We start from the raw sequence: 13,653 nt of genomic DNA on the forward strand, positions 1-13,653 counted from the left end.
CATCCGCCGCGATGGCGCGGATGGCGCACGACGCGCCGTCGTCAAACGGCTTCGCGCAACAGCCCCGCGATTTCCGCTTCGTTCAGGTGCGGCGCGAACATCTCGATCAGCCGGTACGCATAAGCGCGCAGGAACGCACCCTTGCGCAGCCCGACCCGCGTCGTGCTCGCCTCGAACAGGTGCTGCGTATCGAGCGCGACGAGCCCCGTGTCGCGCTGCGGATCGTAGGCCATCGCCGCGACGACGCCGATCCCCATCCCGAGTTCGACATACGTCTTGATCACGTCCGCGTCGATCGCGGTCAGCACGACGTCGGGCACGGCACCCGCCTGCGTGAACGCCTGGTCGATGTGCGAGCGGCCGGTGAAATCCTGGTCGTACGTGATGATCGGGTACTCGGCGATTTCCTCGAGCGTCAGGTTCTCGCGGCCGACGAGCGGATGGCCCTGCGGCACGACGACCGTGTGGTGCCACGAATAGCACGGGAACGTGACGATGTCCGGATAGCGGTCGAGCGCCTCGGTCGAGATGCCGAGATCGGCCTCGCCGTTCAGGATCATCTGCGCGATCTGCTGCGGGCTGCCCTGGCGCAGCGCGAGATGCACCTTCGGGAACACGTCGGTGAACTGGCGGATCACCTTCGGCAGCGCGTAGCGCGCCTGCGTGTGCGTCGTCGCGACGACGAGGTGGCCGCTGTCCTGGTCGGCGAACTGGCGCGCGACGCGGCGCAGGTTCTCGGCGTCGAGCAGCATCCGCTCGATCAGCTGGTGCACGGCCTTGCCGGGCTCCGTGAGCCCCGTCAGCCGCTTGCCGCGCCGGATGAAGATGTCGACGCCCAATTCATCCTCGAGATCCTTGATCTGCTTCGACACGCCCGACTGCGACGTGTACAGCACGTTCGCGACTTCCGTCAGGTTCATGTTCTGGCGCACCGCTTCGCGCACGAACCGCAATTGCTGAAAATTCATGGGTATGCCTCTTAGGCTGTCGTTGTTTGATCATCGAATCGGAGCAATTTCCGCCCCCTGCCCTGCATTCTGGCGTCAACGCGCGGGAAACACCCGCACGGCGCGCGGCACGGCGGTCGCACCATCGCCGACCTGCAGCGACAGTGCACGCCACGCATCGCGATCGAGTTCCGCCTCGAGCGCGCCGCCTGCACGCGCCTCGAGCTCCACGCGCACCGAGCCACCGAGCGGAATCACGCGGCGCACGTCCACCGCGATGCCGTCGCGGTGCCCTTCTTCGCCGACCGGCCACAGCTGCAGGTCGTGCGGCCGCACATAGGCGTTCGCAGGGCCTGCGAAATCGGCGTCGACCTCGATCGGCGCGGCCGCCCCCTCGGCGACGAAGCCGCGCCCGGCGACCGTGCCCGGCAGCCGGTTGGCCGCGCCGAGGAACTCGTAGACGAACGCGCTCTGCGGATGATCGTAGACGTCCTGCGGGCTGCCGACCTGCTCGACGTGGCCGCGGTTCAGCACGACGATGCGATCGGCCACTTCGAGCGCCTCCTCCTGGTCGTGCGTGACGAAGATCGTCGAGATGTGCAGGTCGTCGTGCAGACGACGCAGCCAGCCGCGCAGCTCCTTGCGGACCTTCGCGTCGAGCGCGCCGAACGGCTCGTCAAGCAGCAGCACCTTCGGCTCGACCGCGAGCGCGCGGGCGAGCGCGATGCGCTGGCGCTGGCCACCCGACAGCTCGGACGGATAGCGCTGCGCGAGCCAGTCGAGCTGCACGAGCTTCAGCAATTCGTGCACCTTCTCGCGGATCGCGGCTTCCGACGGCCGCTCGCGGCGCGGCTTCACGCGCAGCCCGAACGCGACGTTCTCGAACACCGTCATGTGGCGGAACAGCGCGTAGTGCTGGAACACGAAGCCGACCTGGCGGTCGCGTGCGCCGACCGATGCCACGTCGAGCCCTTGCAGCACGACCTGGCCGGCGTCCGCGTGCTCGAGGCCCGCGATCACGCGCAGCAGCGTGGTCTTGCCGCAGCCGGACGGCCCGAGCAGCGCGACCAGTTCGCCGGGCGGGAAGTCGAGCGATACGTTGTCGAGCGCCGTGAAATCGCCGAAGCGCTTCTGAAGGTTACGGACGGTGATACCCATTCTGGTTGCCTCTTTACGATTTCGACGAAACGGCGCCAGCGGGGCCGGCATGTGCGGGAACGGCGTCGTGCGCGTCGGCCAGTTCGGCCGCAAGATGACGCTCGGCGATCAGCTTCAGCGCGAGCGTGACGAGCGCGAGCAGCGCCAGCACCGACGCCACCGCGAACGCCGCCGCGAAGTTGTATTCGTTGTACAGGATCTCCACGTGCAGCGGCATCGTGTCGGTCACGCCGCGGATGTGGCCGGATACGACCGACACCGCGCCGAACTCGCCCATCGCGCGCGCATTGCACAGGATCACGCCGTACAGCAGGCCCCACCTCACGTTCGGCAGCGTCACGCGGCGGAAGATCTGCCAGCCCGACGCGCCGAGCACGCGCGCGGCTTCTTCCTCGTCGGTGCCTTGCGCCTGCATCAGCGGAATCAGCTCGCGCGCGACGAACGGGAACGTGACGAAGATCGTCGCGAGCACGATGCCCGGCACCGCGAAGATGATCTGCACGTCGTGATCCTGCAGCCACGGCCCGAACCAGCCCTGCGCGCCGAACAGCAGCACGTACACGAGGCCCGAGATCACCGGCGACACCGAGAACGGCAGGTCGATCAGCGTCGTCAGCAGCGCCTTGCCGCGGAATTCGAACTTCGCGATCGCCCACGATGCACACACGCCGAACACGAGGTTCAGCGGCACCGCGATCACGGCGACGGTCAGTGTCAGCTTGATCGCCGACCACGCATCGGGATCGGCCAGCGATTCGAAATAGAAGCCGACGCCCTTGCGCAGCGCCTCGACGAACACCGCGGCGAGCGGCACGACGAGGAAAAACGCGAGGAACGCCAGCGCGATGCCCGTAAGCAGCCAGCGCACGACGCGCGACTCGCTGACGGGGTCGAGCCGCTTCGTGGCACGCGCGGCCGGCGACGCGGTTTTCAGCACGACGGTGGCCTCCTGGCTCATTGCTGGCCTCCTGCTGCGACAGCGTTGACGGTGGCGGGCGCCGGGCCGCTCGCGCCCTTGCTCGTACGACGCTGCAGATACCACTGCAGCGTGTTGATCAGCAGCAGCATCAGGAACGACACGACCAGCATCACGACCGCCAGCGCGGTCGCGCCCGCGTAGTCGTATTGCTCGAGCTTGGTGATGATCAGCAGCGACGTGATCTCGGATTTCATCGGCACGTTGCCGGCGATGAAGATCACCGAGCCGTATTCGCCGAGCGCGCGCGCGAACGCGAGCGCGAAACCGGTGAGCAGCGCCGGCAGCACGGCCGGCAGCACGACGCGGCGGAACGTCAGCCAGCGCGACGCGCCGAGGCACGCGGCGGCCTCTTCCTGCTCGCGCTCGAAATCCTCGAGCACCGGCTGCACCGTGCGCACGACGAACGGCAGCCCGATGAAGGTCAGCGCGACCAGCACGCCGGCCGGCGTGAACGCGATCTTGATGCCGAGCGGCGCGAGATACTGGCCGACCCAGCCGTTGGTCGCGTAAACGGCCGCGAGCGAAATGCCGGCGACCGACGTCGGGAGTGCAAACGGCAGGTCGACGACCGCATCGACGAGGCGCTTGAACGGGAACGTGTAGCGCACCAGAACCCACGCGACGAGAAAGCCGAACACGGCGTTGATCAGCGCGCCGCCGAGCGCGGCCGAGAACGTCAGCCGGTACGACGCGAGCACGCGCGGCGAAGTGACGGCTGTGACGAACTGGTCCCACGACAGCGTCGCGGTCTTCAGGAACGTGGCGGCGAGCGGTATCAGCACCACGAGGCTCAAATAGGCCACCGTGATGCCTAGCGTCACGCCGAAACCGGGCAGCGCGCTCGGCTTGCGAAAGGTGTACGTCGTCATCGGATGCTCTTGCTGGGTCGATGCTGCTCATGGGTCCGACGCGAACGCCGGCGCAGTGAATCGCGCCGGCGGGCCGTCGGGGATGCGGCGCGCTGTCGTGGCGCGCCGCTGTCGTTATGGCGTTACTGCGGCTTGTAGATCGAATCGAACACGCCGCCGTCCGCGAAATGCGTCTTCTGCGCATTCGTCCAGCCGCCGAAGGTATCGTCGACGGTGTACAGCTTCAGTTTCGGGAACTGCTTGGTCAGCTCCGCCGGCACGTTCTTCGAACGCGGCCGGTAGTAGTTGCGTGCCGCGATCTCCTGGCCCTGCGGGCTGTACAGGAAGTTCAGGTACGCCTCGGCCAGCTTGCGCGTGCCCTTCTTGTCGACCACCTTGTCGACCACCGCGACGGGCGGCTCGGCCAGGATGCTCACCGACGGCACGACGATCTCGAACTTGTCGGTGCCGAATTCCTTGACCGACAGGAATGCCTCGTTTTCCCATGCGATCAGCACGTCGCCGATCCCGCGCTGCACGAAGCTCGTGGTCGCGCCGCGCGCGCCCGAATCGAGCACGCCAGCGTTCTTGTAGAGCTTCGTGACGAATTCCTTCGCCGCCTGCTCGTTGCCGCCCGGCTTGTGCAGCGCGTACGCCCACGCGGCCAGGTAGTTCCAGCGCGCGCCGCCCGACGTCTTCGGATTCGGCGTGACGATCGAGATGCCCGGCTTGGTCAGGTCGTCCCAGTCCTTGATCCCCTTCGGATTGCCCTTGCGCACCAGGAATACGATCGTCGACGTATACGGCGACGCATTGTCGGGCAGGCGCTTCTGCCAGTCCTTGTTGACGAGCCCCTTGTTCGCGAGCGCATCGATGTCGTACGCGAGCGCCAGCGTGACGACGTCGGCCTGCAGGCCGTCGAGCACCGAGCGCGCCTGCGCGCCCGAACCGCCGTGCGACTGCTTGAAGTTGACGGTCTCGCCCGTCTTCGCCTTCCACTCCTTGCCGAACGCCTGGTTGAAGTCCTGATACAGCTCGCGCGTCGGGTCGTACGACACGTTCAGGAAGGTCGTATCGGCCTGTGCGTGCGTCGCGACGCCCAGCGCCGCCGCCGCGCCCAGCGCGAGTGTTGCGATCAGGCGGCCCACTCCGCCCACCAGCCCCGTGTTGCGCTTGCCCATCCTTGGTTCTCCAGTGTTGTCGGTATTGCGATGTCGGGCCAGTCTAACGAACGGGTTACATGATTAAAAATAATCGTTCTTCATTTTTTAATACTCAAAAGTGCTAACGCAGACGGGATGGACGGTTGCGGCAGATAAACCGGCGCCCGGACGTCGCGAAATCGCGCCGGAACCGGCGCGATCGCGTCGAACCTCACGTAACACTTGAAATTCGCGAACTACTGTATAAAAATACAGCTCACTGTCTATCCATACAGTTGAGCCATGACCAAACTCACCGCCCGTCAGCAGCAAGTGTTCGACTTGATCCGTCGCGCGATCGAGCGCTCCGGATTCCCGCCCACCCGTGCCGAGATCGCGGCCGAACTGGGCTTCAGCTCGCCGAATGCGGCCGAGGAGCACCTGCGTGCGCTGGCGCGCAAGGGTGTGATCGAGCTGGCCGCCGGCGCGTCGCGCGGCATCCGCCTGCTCGGCATCGACGATGCCCCGCACCAGTTCACGCTGCCGCACGCCGGCCTGATGCAGCTGTCGCTGCCGCTCGTCGGCCGCGTCGCGGCCGGTAGCCCGATCCTGGCGCAGGAGCACATCTCGCAGCATTACGCGTGCGATCCCGCGCTGTTCTCCAGCAAGCCCGACTACCTGCTGAAAGTGCGCGGCCTGTCGATGCGCGACGCCGGCATCCTCGACGGCGACCTTCTCGCCGTGCAGAAGCGCACGGAAGCGAAGGACGGCCAGATCATCGTCGCGCGTCTCGGCGACGACGTCACGGTCAAGCGCCTGATGCGCCGGCCGGGCGGTCTCGAGCTGATCGCGGAGAACCCGGATTACGAAAACATCTTCGTCAAGGCCGGCAGCGCGGAATTCGCGCTGGAAGGCATCGCCGTCGGGCTGATCCGCTCGGGCGAACTCTGACATTCCGTCTCGCTCAGGAGAACAACATGGAACGCCTTGCCCGTCTGCTGCCTTTCCGTCAATTCGGCCGCCTGCGTCACCTGCGCGGCCGCACGCCCTGCGCACCGCTGTCCGCGGCGGCGCCTGTGCAAGAAGAAGTCGCAGTCGAACGGCAGGCGTCCCTGCTGCCGTCGGCGCTCCCCGCTTTCGCGCGGGTATCGCTGAACGCCGGCCTGAATCACGCCGAACCCGCGCGTCGCGCACCGGTGCGCATCTATCACGGCCGCTCGCGCCTGATCATGGTCGGCACGATCGATGCCGTGTGCCGGATGATCGATCGCTGCATCGCAGAGGAACGATCGGCCACGCCAGGCGGTCTCTGATTGCGGAACATCCCCGCACCGGAGGCAACGTGACCGGATCTTCGGGCCGCACGTGGCGGCTCAAACCCCTGCTGATCGTCGTGCTGGCCGTCGCCATCATTGTGGCGATCGGCTATGCCTACGCGTCGCCGTACGTCGCGCTCGGTCGCCTGAAATCGGCGATCGATGCGCGCGATGCGCAGGCCGTCAGTGAATATGTCGATTTCCCGTCGCTCCGCATCAGCCTGAAGCAGCAGGTCACGGAGGAGTTGATGCGCCGTATCGACGCGGTGAAGAAGAACAATCCGTTCGCGGTGATCGGTGCACTGATCGGATCCGCACTGATCGGCCCGCTGGTCGATGCGTACGCGACCCCTGAAGGCGTAGCCGCGCTGATGAGCGGATTGCCGCCGCGTGGCAATCCAGGCGAGCGTCCACCTGAATGGTCGAATCTGCCGCCAGGCGGCAATGCGCCGGCTGCATCGGCGGCCAATCCGGCCAATCCGGCCCCTCCGGCAAGCGCAGCCGCTCCGGGTAACAACGCGGCCGCTACGGCCGCGTCATCGCCACCACCCGCCGCTGCCGCACCGGCCAGCCCGGCCGATGCAACGCATGCGCCTCGCCAGCAGCAAACCAGCGCCGGCTACCGGAATATCGATGAATTCGTGGTGACTTACCAGCGCAGTGCCGACGGCACGCGCTATGCGGCGATATTCCACCGCTCCGGCCTGTTCTCGTGGAAGTTGTCCGCGATCGACCTGCACGCTTGAACGGTCCTGGGTGGCCGCGGCCAGCGCCCACCCCACGGACGTGGCACGACGCCCGGCCGGCGCGATTCGCCGGTCAGGCAGTCGTCGAATCATTGGATCATTTGCCGTTCGCCGTGGCCGCTTCACGCTCCCGCGCGATTTCTTCCTTCTGCTCCTGTGCCGACGAACACGCCACCAGAATGCTGCAGTTCACGCGATCGAGCAGTTGTGTGTTGCCCGACCCCATCCACCATCTGGACAACCCGCTACGGCACCGATGGCCGACGACGACGAGGTCGGCCTTCAGCTCCGTCGCGAGATTCGCGATTTCGTCGATCGGATAGCCGAACGCGAAATGGCCTTCGGCCTGCACACCGCGCTCGCGCAGCCAGTTCACCCCTTCCTGCAGGATTTCACGCGCGGTTTCCTCGAACCGGCCGCACGCGACGTCGGTCAGCAAACCCGCGCTCTGCGCAATGCTCGAGCGCATGTCGACTACCGACAGCAAATGCGTCTCGGCCTTCAGGTCCATCGCGAGATTGGCGCCGCAACGCAGTGCCTTGCGTCCTTCGAGCGTGCCGTCGTAACACAGCAAAATCTTGTTGTAGCTAGCCATGAAACCTCCCTATCGCAACAACGAGCCTACGCATTCATCATGGTGCGCCGCAATTCAGGACGCAAGGGATGGAAAACGCTGATTCGCCCCGCTCGGCTCGTGCGCGATGATGCAGTGCACGATCGGTGCGCACATGCATCGCACCGTGCAGGCATGCCCTGAAGAGACGCAATCGATGCACTAGAATGGCCCGTTCGTACTCCAACGGGTCATCAAGCGCCGGCGTCGTGCGCTTCGGTCATGCCCGTCTGACACGCAATCGTCCGACCGGTTCGTCAACCGGCCACGCATTCAGCAGCGGAACGCTTCCGCGCCCGCCTACAACGACAACATGCCCATGTCCGTTGCACCGATCGATTTCCGGAACGTCGAAAAGCGATACGGCGACAAGCTCGTCGTCAACGGCCTGTCCTTCACCGTCCAGGCCGGCGAATGCTACGGCCTGCTCGGGCCGAACGGCGCCGGCAAGACCACCACGCTGAAAATGCTGCTCGGCCTCACGCATCCCGATGCAGGCACCATTTCGCTTTGCGGCGAACCGGTTCCATCGCGTGCGCGGCACGCGCGCCAGCGCGTCGGGGTTGTCCCGCAGTTCGACAATCTCGACCCCGACTTCACCGTGCGCGAGAACCTGCTCGTCTTCAGCCGCTACTTCGGCATGTCCGCTCAGGCCGCGCACGCGCTCGTGAAGCCGCTGCTCGAATTCGCGAAGCTCAAGAACAAGGCCGATGCGAAGGTCGGCGAGCTGTCGGGCGGCATGAAGCGCCGCCTGACGCTCGCCCGCGCGCTCGTCAACGATCCCGATGTGCTGGTGCTCGACGAGCCGACGACGGGCCTCGACCCGCAGGCGCGTCACCTCATGTGGGAGCGGCTGCGCTCGCTGCTCGCGCGCGGCAAGACGATCCTGATCACCACGCACTTCATGGAAGAAGCCGAGCGCCTGTGCGACCGCCTGTGCGTGATCGAGGAAGGCCGCAAGATCGCCGAAGGCGCACCGCACGCGCTGATCGAATCGGAGATCGGCTGCGACGTGATCGAGATCTACGGGCCCGATCCGGCCACGCTGCGTGACGAACTGTCGGCGTTCGCGAAGCACACCGAGATCAGCGGCGAGACGCTGTTCTGCTACGTGAACGATCCGGAACCGCTGAGCGCGCGACTCAAGGGTCGCACGGGGTTGCGCTATCTGCATCGCCCGGCCAATCTTGAAGATGTGTTCCTGCGGCTCACGGGCCGCGAAATGCAGGACTGATCGATCATGGACGTCCGCAACTATTCCACCACCGCACCGTCGGCACCGCCGCGCGTGTCGCGCTTCGCGATCGCCATGCCCGCGAACGCGACCAACTGGATCGCCGTCTGGCGGCGCAACTATCTCGTCTGGCGCAAGCTCGCGCTCGCGTCGATGTTCGGCAATCTTGCCGATCCGATGATCTACCTGTTCGGGCTGGGGTTCGGGCTCGGGCTGATGCTCGGCCATGTCGACGGCGTGTCGTATATCGCGTTCCTCGCCGCCGGCACGGTCGGGTCGAGCGTGATGATGTCCGCGAGCTTCGAATCGATGTATTCAGGCTTCTCGCGGATGCACGTGCAACGCACGTGGGAGGCGATCATGCATACGCCGCTCGCGCTCGGCGACATCGTGCTCGGGGAAATTGTCTGGGGAGCCAGCAAGGCGATGCTGTCGGGGGCCGCGATCATGCTCGTCGCGGGGGCGCTCGGCTATGCGCAGTTTCCGTCGATGCTCGCGGCGCTGCCCGTGATCGCGCTCGCCGGCCTCGCGTTTGCCAGCATCGCGATGATCGTCACGGCGCTCGCGCCGTCCTACGATTTCTTCATGTTTTATCAGACGCTCGTGCTGACGCCGATGCTGCTGCTGTCGGGCGTGTTCTTCCCGACCACGCAGTTACCGCCGATCGCGCAGCATGCGGCGCAGGCGCTGCCGCTCGCGAATGCCGTCGAGCTGATCCGGCCCGCGATGCTCGGCCGGCCGGCGACCGACGTCGCGCTGCATGTCGCGGTGCTCACCGGTTACGCGGTCGGCGGATTCCTGCTGTCCGCGTGGCTGTTCCGGCGGCGGATGATGCGCTGACGGCCGGCGCACGAGCGCCGGCTTCCTGCGACGACGTTATTCGTCGTCGTCGCTCCACGGGATCTCGACGTCGGTCAGGAACGCGACGGTCGCGAGCGGGCCGCCTTCCTGGCGGCCGAGCTTGCCGTCGGCGCGATGCCATTCGACGCGGAACTGCGTGCCCGGATCGTCGGCAACCAGATAGACCGAGCGCAGCTCTTCCTTGTCGGCTTCGGCCACCGGGCCGTCGAACGACACCAGCAGCTTCTGCGGCCACAACCCGTTGACCGGATCGTAAATGCGGTCGCCCTGCGGAATGTCGATGCTGGCGTCGACGCCGATCGTTGCGGAGGCCTCGATGATCATCGTGCCGAGTGCGTTCAGCACGGCAGTCGCCCGCGCGGAATTGGCCTGGCGGATCGCGAGATCGCCGCGCGTCAGCGCCTTTTCGAGTCGAGGATGGATCTTCGGTTGGGTCATGCGTTTTCCTGTTTGCTTCTTGTAAATGGCGCCGCACGCGTGAAACGGCGGCGCCGGATGAATATGACGATTGCGCCCGTCGAGCGCGCCGCTCGCGCGCGTCAGAACCCGAGCGCGACCGCGAGCAGGCCGCTCGCGATCCCGAACACGACGACGAGGATCGCGACGATGGCCAGCATGTAGGGCTTGAACGAACGTGCGAGCATCGCGAGCGACGGCACGCTGATCGGCGGCAGCGTCATCAGCAGCGCGGCGGCCGGGCCGACGCCCATGCCGAGCGACAGCATTGCCTGGATGATCGGCACCTCGCCGGCCGTCGGGATCACGAACAGCATGCCCGCAACCGCGAATGCGATGATCCAGCCGAGATGATTGCCGATGTCCGGGCCGATATGCGGGAACAGCCACGCGCGCGCGGCGCCGAGCAGCAGCACGAGCACGATGTATTCGGGCACGAGCCGCACGGCCATGCGCGCAAGCAGCTTCATCCAGCGAACGAACGGGTTGCCGGCCGCAGCCTGCTCGGCCGCCAGCGCGGCGAGCTGTGCATCGTCGATGCTGCGGTCTTCCGGACGTGCAATGCGGTTCAGCAGATAGCCGATCCCGAACACCATCGCGATGCCGAGCACGAGGCGCAGCGCACTCCAGTGCCAGCCGAGCACGAAGCCCATGAAGACCAGCGCCGCCGGGTTCAGCACCGTGTTGCCGAGCCAGAACGCGACCGCGCCGCCCGGCGATGCCTGGCGCGCACGCAAACCCGCGACGACCGGCGCCGCACAGCACGTGCACATCATGCCGGGCAGCGACAGCAAGCCGCCCGCGGCGACACTGCCGAAGCCGGTGCGGCCGAGCACGCGCGCAACCCAGTGCGCGGGCAGCAGCGCCTGCACCGCCGAACCGAGCAGCAGGCCCAGCACCATCGCCTGCCAGATCGCCTTGCCGTATGCCCACGCGTAGTCGAGCGCGGCCTTCAGCGACGGCTCGGGCGCGGACGCAGACGAGCCCATTAGGATCGACTGGCCGATCGAGTGATGCTCGGCGGCCACGAACGCCTTGTTGTAGTACGGGAACCATTTCACATAGAACAGGCCCGCGACTGCGATCAGCAGGAAGGTCATCCAGCCGAGGGCCGGACTGGGTTGGGTGCGTGTGGTTGTCATCGTGTGGTCGTCGATTGGTCTTGGTCGGTTTTGGATGTCGCGCTTGCGGCGAGCGCGGCCGATGCGGGCAACCCGGCTTGCGCGAGTTCGGCCAGCAGCGCACGCGCCTGGTCGCGCCCATCGGCGGCGTTGGGCCGGAACCTGAACGTCAGCGCCCGGTTCGGCTTGTTGTACGTCGCGCGATAGGTGCGCGCATAGGCGGGATCGTAATGCTTGTCGATCAGTTCGGTGAACAGTTCGGCCCGTGCGTCCGCATCGATCAGCGCCTTCCAGTGCATCACCTGTTCACGGCTATGCAGGCCGATCAGCCGATGGAGCTGCGCCTTGAACGCATCCGGTTCATCGAACAGGTGTGCGTAATCGTCGAGGAGGAATGCGATGCGTTCGTCGTGCGCCGCGTCGACATGCACCCACGGCCCCGCGTGAAACGCTTCGATCAACGCAATCGGCAACTGCACGAGCCCGATCCGGCGGCTTTCCGACTCGACGAACACCGGCCATTCGGGGTCAAAACGGCCGAGTGTTTCGACGAGCCCTGAATCGAACCCCTTCTGCGCCGGTTGCGGCTTGCCCGGCAGCGCGCCGAGCAGCGAACCGCGATGGCACGCGAGCGCCTCGAGATCGAGCGTCTGCGCGCCAACGTCGCGCAGTGCGTTCAGCAGGCGCGTCTTGCCGCAGCCCGTATGGCCGACGAGCGCGATGTAGCGAAAGCGCGTCGGCAGCGAGTCGAGCGTCGCGCACACCGACTGGCGGTACGCCTTGTAGCCGCCATCGAGCTGGCGCGCCTTCCAGCCGATCAGGTTGAACCAGGTCGTCATCGAACCCGAGCGCTTGCCGCCGCGCCAGCAGTAGATCAGCGGCCGCCAGTTGCGCGGCCGGTCGGCGAATGTCGTGTCGAGATGGCGCGCGATGTTGCGCGCGACCATCGCCGCGCCGACGCGCGTCGCCTCGTACGGCGATACCTGGCGGTACATCGTACCGACGAGCACGCGCTCCTCGTTGCTGAGCACGGGCGCGTTCAGCGCGCCGGGGATATGATCCTCGGCGAACTCGAGCGGCGTGCGCACGTCGATGATCTCGTCGAACTCGCCGGCGCGATCGAGGGTGACAATCAGGTTCTTCAATTTGGCGTCGAACAGGGGCGATACGGCTCGATGAGCCGCATGGGCGCGGAAGGCGGATTGACGATTATCTCACGGGCCGGCGTCTCGGGCCGCGCGCGGCAGTCGGCGGCGCCGACGCGGCCTGCATCGCGTCGATCAGATGGTCGCGGAACGCGCGAACCGACGCGGGCAGATCGCGCCCCGCCATCGTCTGCACCTGGATGCTGCGCTCGCGTAGCTGCGGGTTCGTCACGGGCACGACGACGAAGCCGTCCGCGGCGCAGCGGTCCCGCACCGACAGCAGCCCCGTGAACATCACCGCGCCCGTGCGCCGCGCATAGCCGTACATCGCCGCCGTGTTGTTGCTCGTCAGTTCGGGCTCGAGCAGCAGCCCGTCGAGTGCGCACGCGATGTCGATCAGTTGGCGCACCGTCGTGCCGGCCTCGGGCAGCACGTGCGGGTGACGCGCGACATCGGCGAGCGACACTGCTTCCTGCGTCGCGAGCGGATGGTCGTGCCGCACCAGCGCGAAAATCGGCGCGCGCTCGGTATGGTCGACGCGCACGCCCTTCTCCGGCGCGAGGCTGAAGCTCAAAGCGATGTCCACATCGCCGTCGCGCACGCGCCGCGTCGCGTCCGCCGGCGACACCACCCATACGGAGAAATCGACACCCGGATGGCGCGCCTTGAAGCTGGCGAGCGTGCCGGGCAGGAAGTCGATCGCGAACCCTTCCGAGCACGCGATCTTCAGCAGGCTGCCGTGCAGCGCATCGAGCCCGCCGATGTCCTTCATCACGTGCTCGGCCTCCAGCAGGCTGCGCTGCGCGAACGCCAGCAGCCGCTCGCCCGCCTCCGACAACGCCATCCCGCGCGGCCGGCGCTCGAACAGCGGTGCGCCAAGCTCGCTCTCCAGTTTCGCGATCTGGCGGCTGATCGCCGATACGGCCACGTGCAGCCGCGCGGACGCGTCGCTGATCGAGCCGGTGCGCGCCACTTCGACGAAATACCGCAACGCCAGGCCATGCAGGAAAGCCGCCATCGTTCTGTCTCCGCCCGGCTGCCTGCCGTGCCGCTTTGCCTTTTCGGCAAAGAAAGGTTCGAAATTCGA

The 13,653-nt window shown here is 66.6% G+C and carries 15 protein-coding genes; 5 read left to right on the top strand and 10 right to left on the bottom strand.

The window, feature by feature from the left end; translation table 11 throughout:
- Positions 1-41 precede the first annotated feature (41 nt).
- From C5O79_RS07850 to C5O79_RS07870, 5 genes are all read right to left on the bottom strand, one after another.
- The gene (locus tag C5O79_RS07850; RefSeq protein ID WP_122473876.1) at positions 42-968 is read right to left on the bottom strand and encodes a CysB family HTH-type transcriptional regulator; all 927 of its coding nucleotides are present in this window, start codon (positions 966-968) and stop codon (positions 42-44) included.
- A 75-nt stretch (positions 969-1,043) separates the two neighbouring features.
- The gene (locus C5O79_RS07855; RefSeq protein ID WP_039358749.1) at positions 1,044-2,105 is read right to left on the bottom strand and encodes a sulfate ABC transporter ATP-binding protein; all 1,062 of its coding nucleotides are present in this window, start codon (positions 2,103-2,105) and stop codon (positions 1,044-1,046) included.
- Between the two features lie 13 nt (positions 2,106-2,118).
- Positions 2,119-3,063, bottom strand: coding sequence for a sulfate ABC transporter permease subunit CysW (gene cysW / locus C5O79_RS07860; RefSeq protein ID WP_046545643.1), 945 nt, complete (start codon positions 3,061-3,063; stop codon positions 2,119-2,121).
- Complete coding sequence (gene cysT / locus C5O79_RS07865; RefSeq protein WP_046545642.1) at positions 3,060-3,953, bottom strand: sulfate ABC transporter permease subunit CysT; 894 nt, start codon at positions 3,951-3,953, stop codon at positions 3,060-3,062. The genes cysW and cysT overlap by 4 nt, the downstream gene beginning before the upstream one ends.
- A gap of 122 nt (positions 3,954-4,075) precedes the next feature.
- A complete protein-coding gene (locus C5O79_RS07870) occupies positions 4,076-5,113 on the bottom strand; it encodes a sulfate ABC transporter substrate-binding protein (protein ID WP_047850935.1) in 1,038 nt (345 codons plus the stop codon).
- Positions 5,114-5,377: 264 nt separating this feature from the next.
- Between C5O79_RS07870 and lexA the strand changes: the two genes are divergently transcribed.
- Genes lexA through C5O79_RS07885 form a run of 3 tightly spaced genes read left to right on the top strand, consistent with a single transcriptional unit; the run spans position 5,378 to position 7,136 of the window.
- Positions 5,378-6,025, top strand: a complete 648-nt coding sequence (gene lexA / locus C5O79_RS07875; protein WP_009689103.1) for a transcriptional repressor LexA — start codon at positions 5,378-5,380, stop codon at positions 6,023-6,025.
- Positions 6,026-6,051: 26 nt separating this feature from the next.
- Positions 6,052-6,387, top strand: a complete 336-nt coding sequence (locus C5O79_RS07880; RefSeq protein ID WP_122473875.1) for a hypothetical protein — start codon at positions 6,052-6,054, stop codon at positions 6,385-6,387.
- Positions 6,388-6,416: 29 nt separating this feature from the next.
- Complete coding sequence (locus C5O79_RS07885) at positions 6,417-7,136, top strand: DUF2939 domain-containing protein (protein WP_122473874.1); 720 nt, start codon at positions 6,417-6,419, stop codon at positions 7,134-7,136.
- Positions 7,137-7,233: 97 nt separating this feature from the next.
- On the opposite strand, the gene C5O79_RS07890 is transcribed toward C5O79_RS07885, so the two are convergent.
- Positions 7,234-7,731, bottom strand: coding sequence for a universal stress protein (locus tag C5O79_RS07890; protein WP_039358765.1), 498 nt, complete (start codon positions 7,729-7,731; stop codon positions 7,234-7,236).
- Between the two features lie 337 nt (positions 7,732-8,068).
- On the opposite strand from C5O79_RS07890, the gene nodI reads away from it, so the two are divergent.
- Together nodI and C5O79_RS07900 are read left to right on the top strand one after the other, a co-directional pair.
- Positions 8,069-8,983, top strand: a complete 915-nt coding sequence (gene nodI / locus C5O79_RS07895) for a nodulation factor ABC transporter ATP-binding protein NodI (protein WP_131931308.1) — start codon at positions 8,069-8,071, stop codon at positions 8,981-8,983.
- A gap of 6 nt (positions 8,984-8,989) precedes the next feature.
- A complete protein-coding gene (locus C5O79_RS07900; RefSeq protein WP_122473873.1) occupies positions 8,990-9,823 on the top strand; it encodes an ABC transporter permease in 834 nt (277 codons plus the stop codon).
- A 36-nt stretch (positions 9,824-9,859) separates the two neighbouring features.
- Here the strand turns inward: C5O79_RS07900 and C5O79_RS07905 are convergent, their stop codons facing one another.
- The 4 genes from C5O79_RS07905 to C5O79_RS07920 all read right to left on the bottom strand — a co-directional run bounded on the left by C5O79_RS07905 (position 9,860) and on the right by C5O79_RS07920 (position 13,584).
- Complete coding sequence (locus C5O79_RS07905; RefSeq protein ID WP_046545637.1) at positions 9,860-10,282, bottom strand: hypothetical protein; 423 nt, start codon at positions 10,280-10,282, stop codon at positions 9,860-9,862.
- A gap of 101 nt (positions 10,283-10,383) precedes the next feature.
- Positions 10,384-11,442, bottom strand: a complete 1,059-nt coding sequence (locus C5O79_RS07910; RefSeq protein ID WP_122473872.1) for a permease — start codon at positions 11,440-11,442, stop codon at positions 10,384-10,386.
- Complete coding sequence (mnmH, locus tag C5O79_RS07915; protein WP_046545635.1) at positions 11,439-12,566, bottom strand: tRNA 2-selenouridine(34) synthase MnmH; 1,128 nt, start codon at positions 12,564-12,566, stop codon at positions 11,439-11,441. Before mnmH ends, C5O79_RS07910 begins: the two co-directional genes overlap by 4 nt.
- Before the next feature lie 64 nt (positions 12,567-12,630).
- Entirely contained in the window at positions 12,631-13,584 is a 954-nt protein-coding gene (locus tag C5O79_RS07920) for a LysR family transcriptional regulator (RefSeq protein ID WP_047850941.1), read from the bottom strand.
- Between the last annotated feature and the right edge of the window lie 69 nt (positions 13,585-13,653).

The organism is Burkholderia sp. SRS-25 (genome assembly GCF_004343765.1).
GTDB lineage: Bacteria > Pseudomonadota > Gammaproteobacteria > Burkholderiales > Burkholderiaceae > Burkholderia > Burkholderia contaminans.

Bases quoted from the DNA above. Each gene is read 5' to 3' on its own strand.
- C5O79_RS07850 (WP_122473876.1), bottom strand. From the start codon at position 968: ATGAATTTTCAGCAATTGCGGTTCGTGCGCGAAGCGGTGCGCCAGAAC.
- C5O79_RS07920 (WP_047850941.1), bottom strand. From the start codon at position 13,584: ATGGCGGCTTTCCTGCATGGCCTGGCGTTGCGGTATTTCGTCGAAGTG.
- C5O79_RS07900 (WP_122473873.1), top strand. From the start codon at position 8,990: ATGGACGTCCGCAACTATTCCACCACCGCACCGTCGGCACCGCCGCGC.
- C5O79_RS07855 (WP_039358749.1), bottom strand. From the start codon at position 2,105: ATGGGTATCACCGTCCGTAACCTTCAGAAGCGCTTCGGCGATTTCACG.
- lexA (WP_009689103.1), top strand. From the start codon at position 5,378: ATGACCAAACTCACCGCCCGTCAGCAGCAAGTGTTCGACTTGATCCGT.
- cysT (WP_046545642.1), bottom strand. From the start codon at position 3,953: ATGACGACGTACACCTTTCGCAAGCCGAGCGCGCTGCCCGGTTTCGGC.
- C5O79_RS07870 (WP_047850935.1), bottom strand. From the start codon at position 5,113: ATGGGCAAGCGCAACACGGGGCTGGTGGGCGGAGTGGGCCGCCTGATC.
- C5O79_RS07880 (WP_122473875.1), top strand. From the start codon at position 6,052: ATGGAACGCCTTGCCCGTCTGCTGCCTTTCCGTCAATTCGGCCGCCTG.
- C5O79_RS07910 (WP_122473872.1), bottom strand. From the start codon at position 11,442: ATGACAACCACACGCACCCAACCCAGTCCGGCCCTCGGCTGGATGACC.
- C5O79_RS07890 (WP_039358765.1), bottom strand. From the start codon at position 7,731: ATGGCTAGCTACAACAAGATTTTGCTGTGTTACGACGGCACGCTCGAA.
- nodI (WP_131931308.1), top strand. From the start codon at position 8,069: ATGTCCGTTGCACCGATCGATTTCCGGAACGTCGAAAAGCGATACGGC.
- cysW (WP_046545643.1), bottom strand. From the start codon at position 3,063: ATGAGCCAGGAGGCCACCGTCGTGCTGAAAACCGCGTCGCCGGCCGCG.
- C5O79_RS07905 (WP_046545637.1), bottom strand. From the start codon at position 10,282: ATGACCCAACCGAAGATCCATCCTCGACTCGAAAAGGCGCTGACGCGC.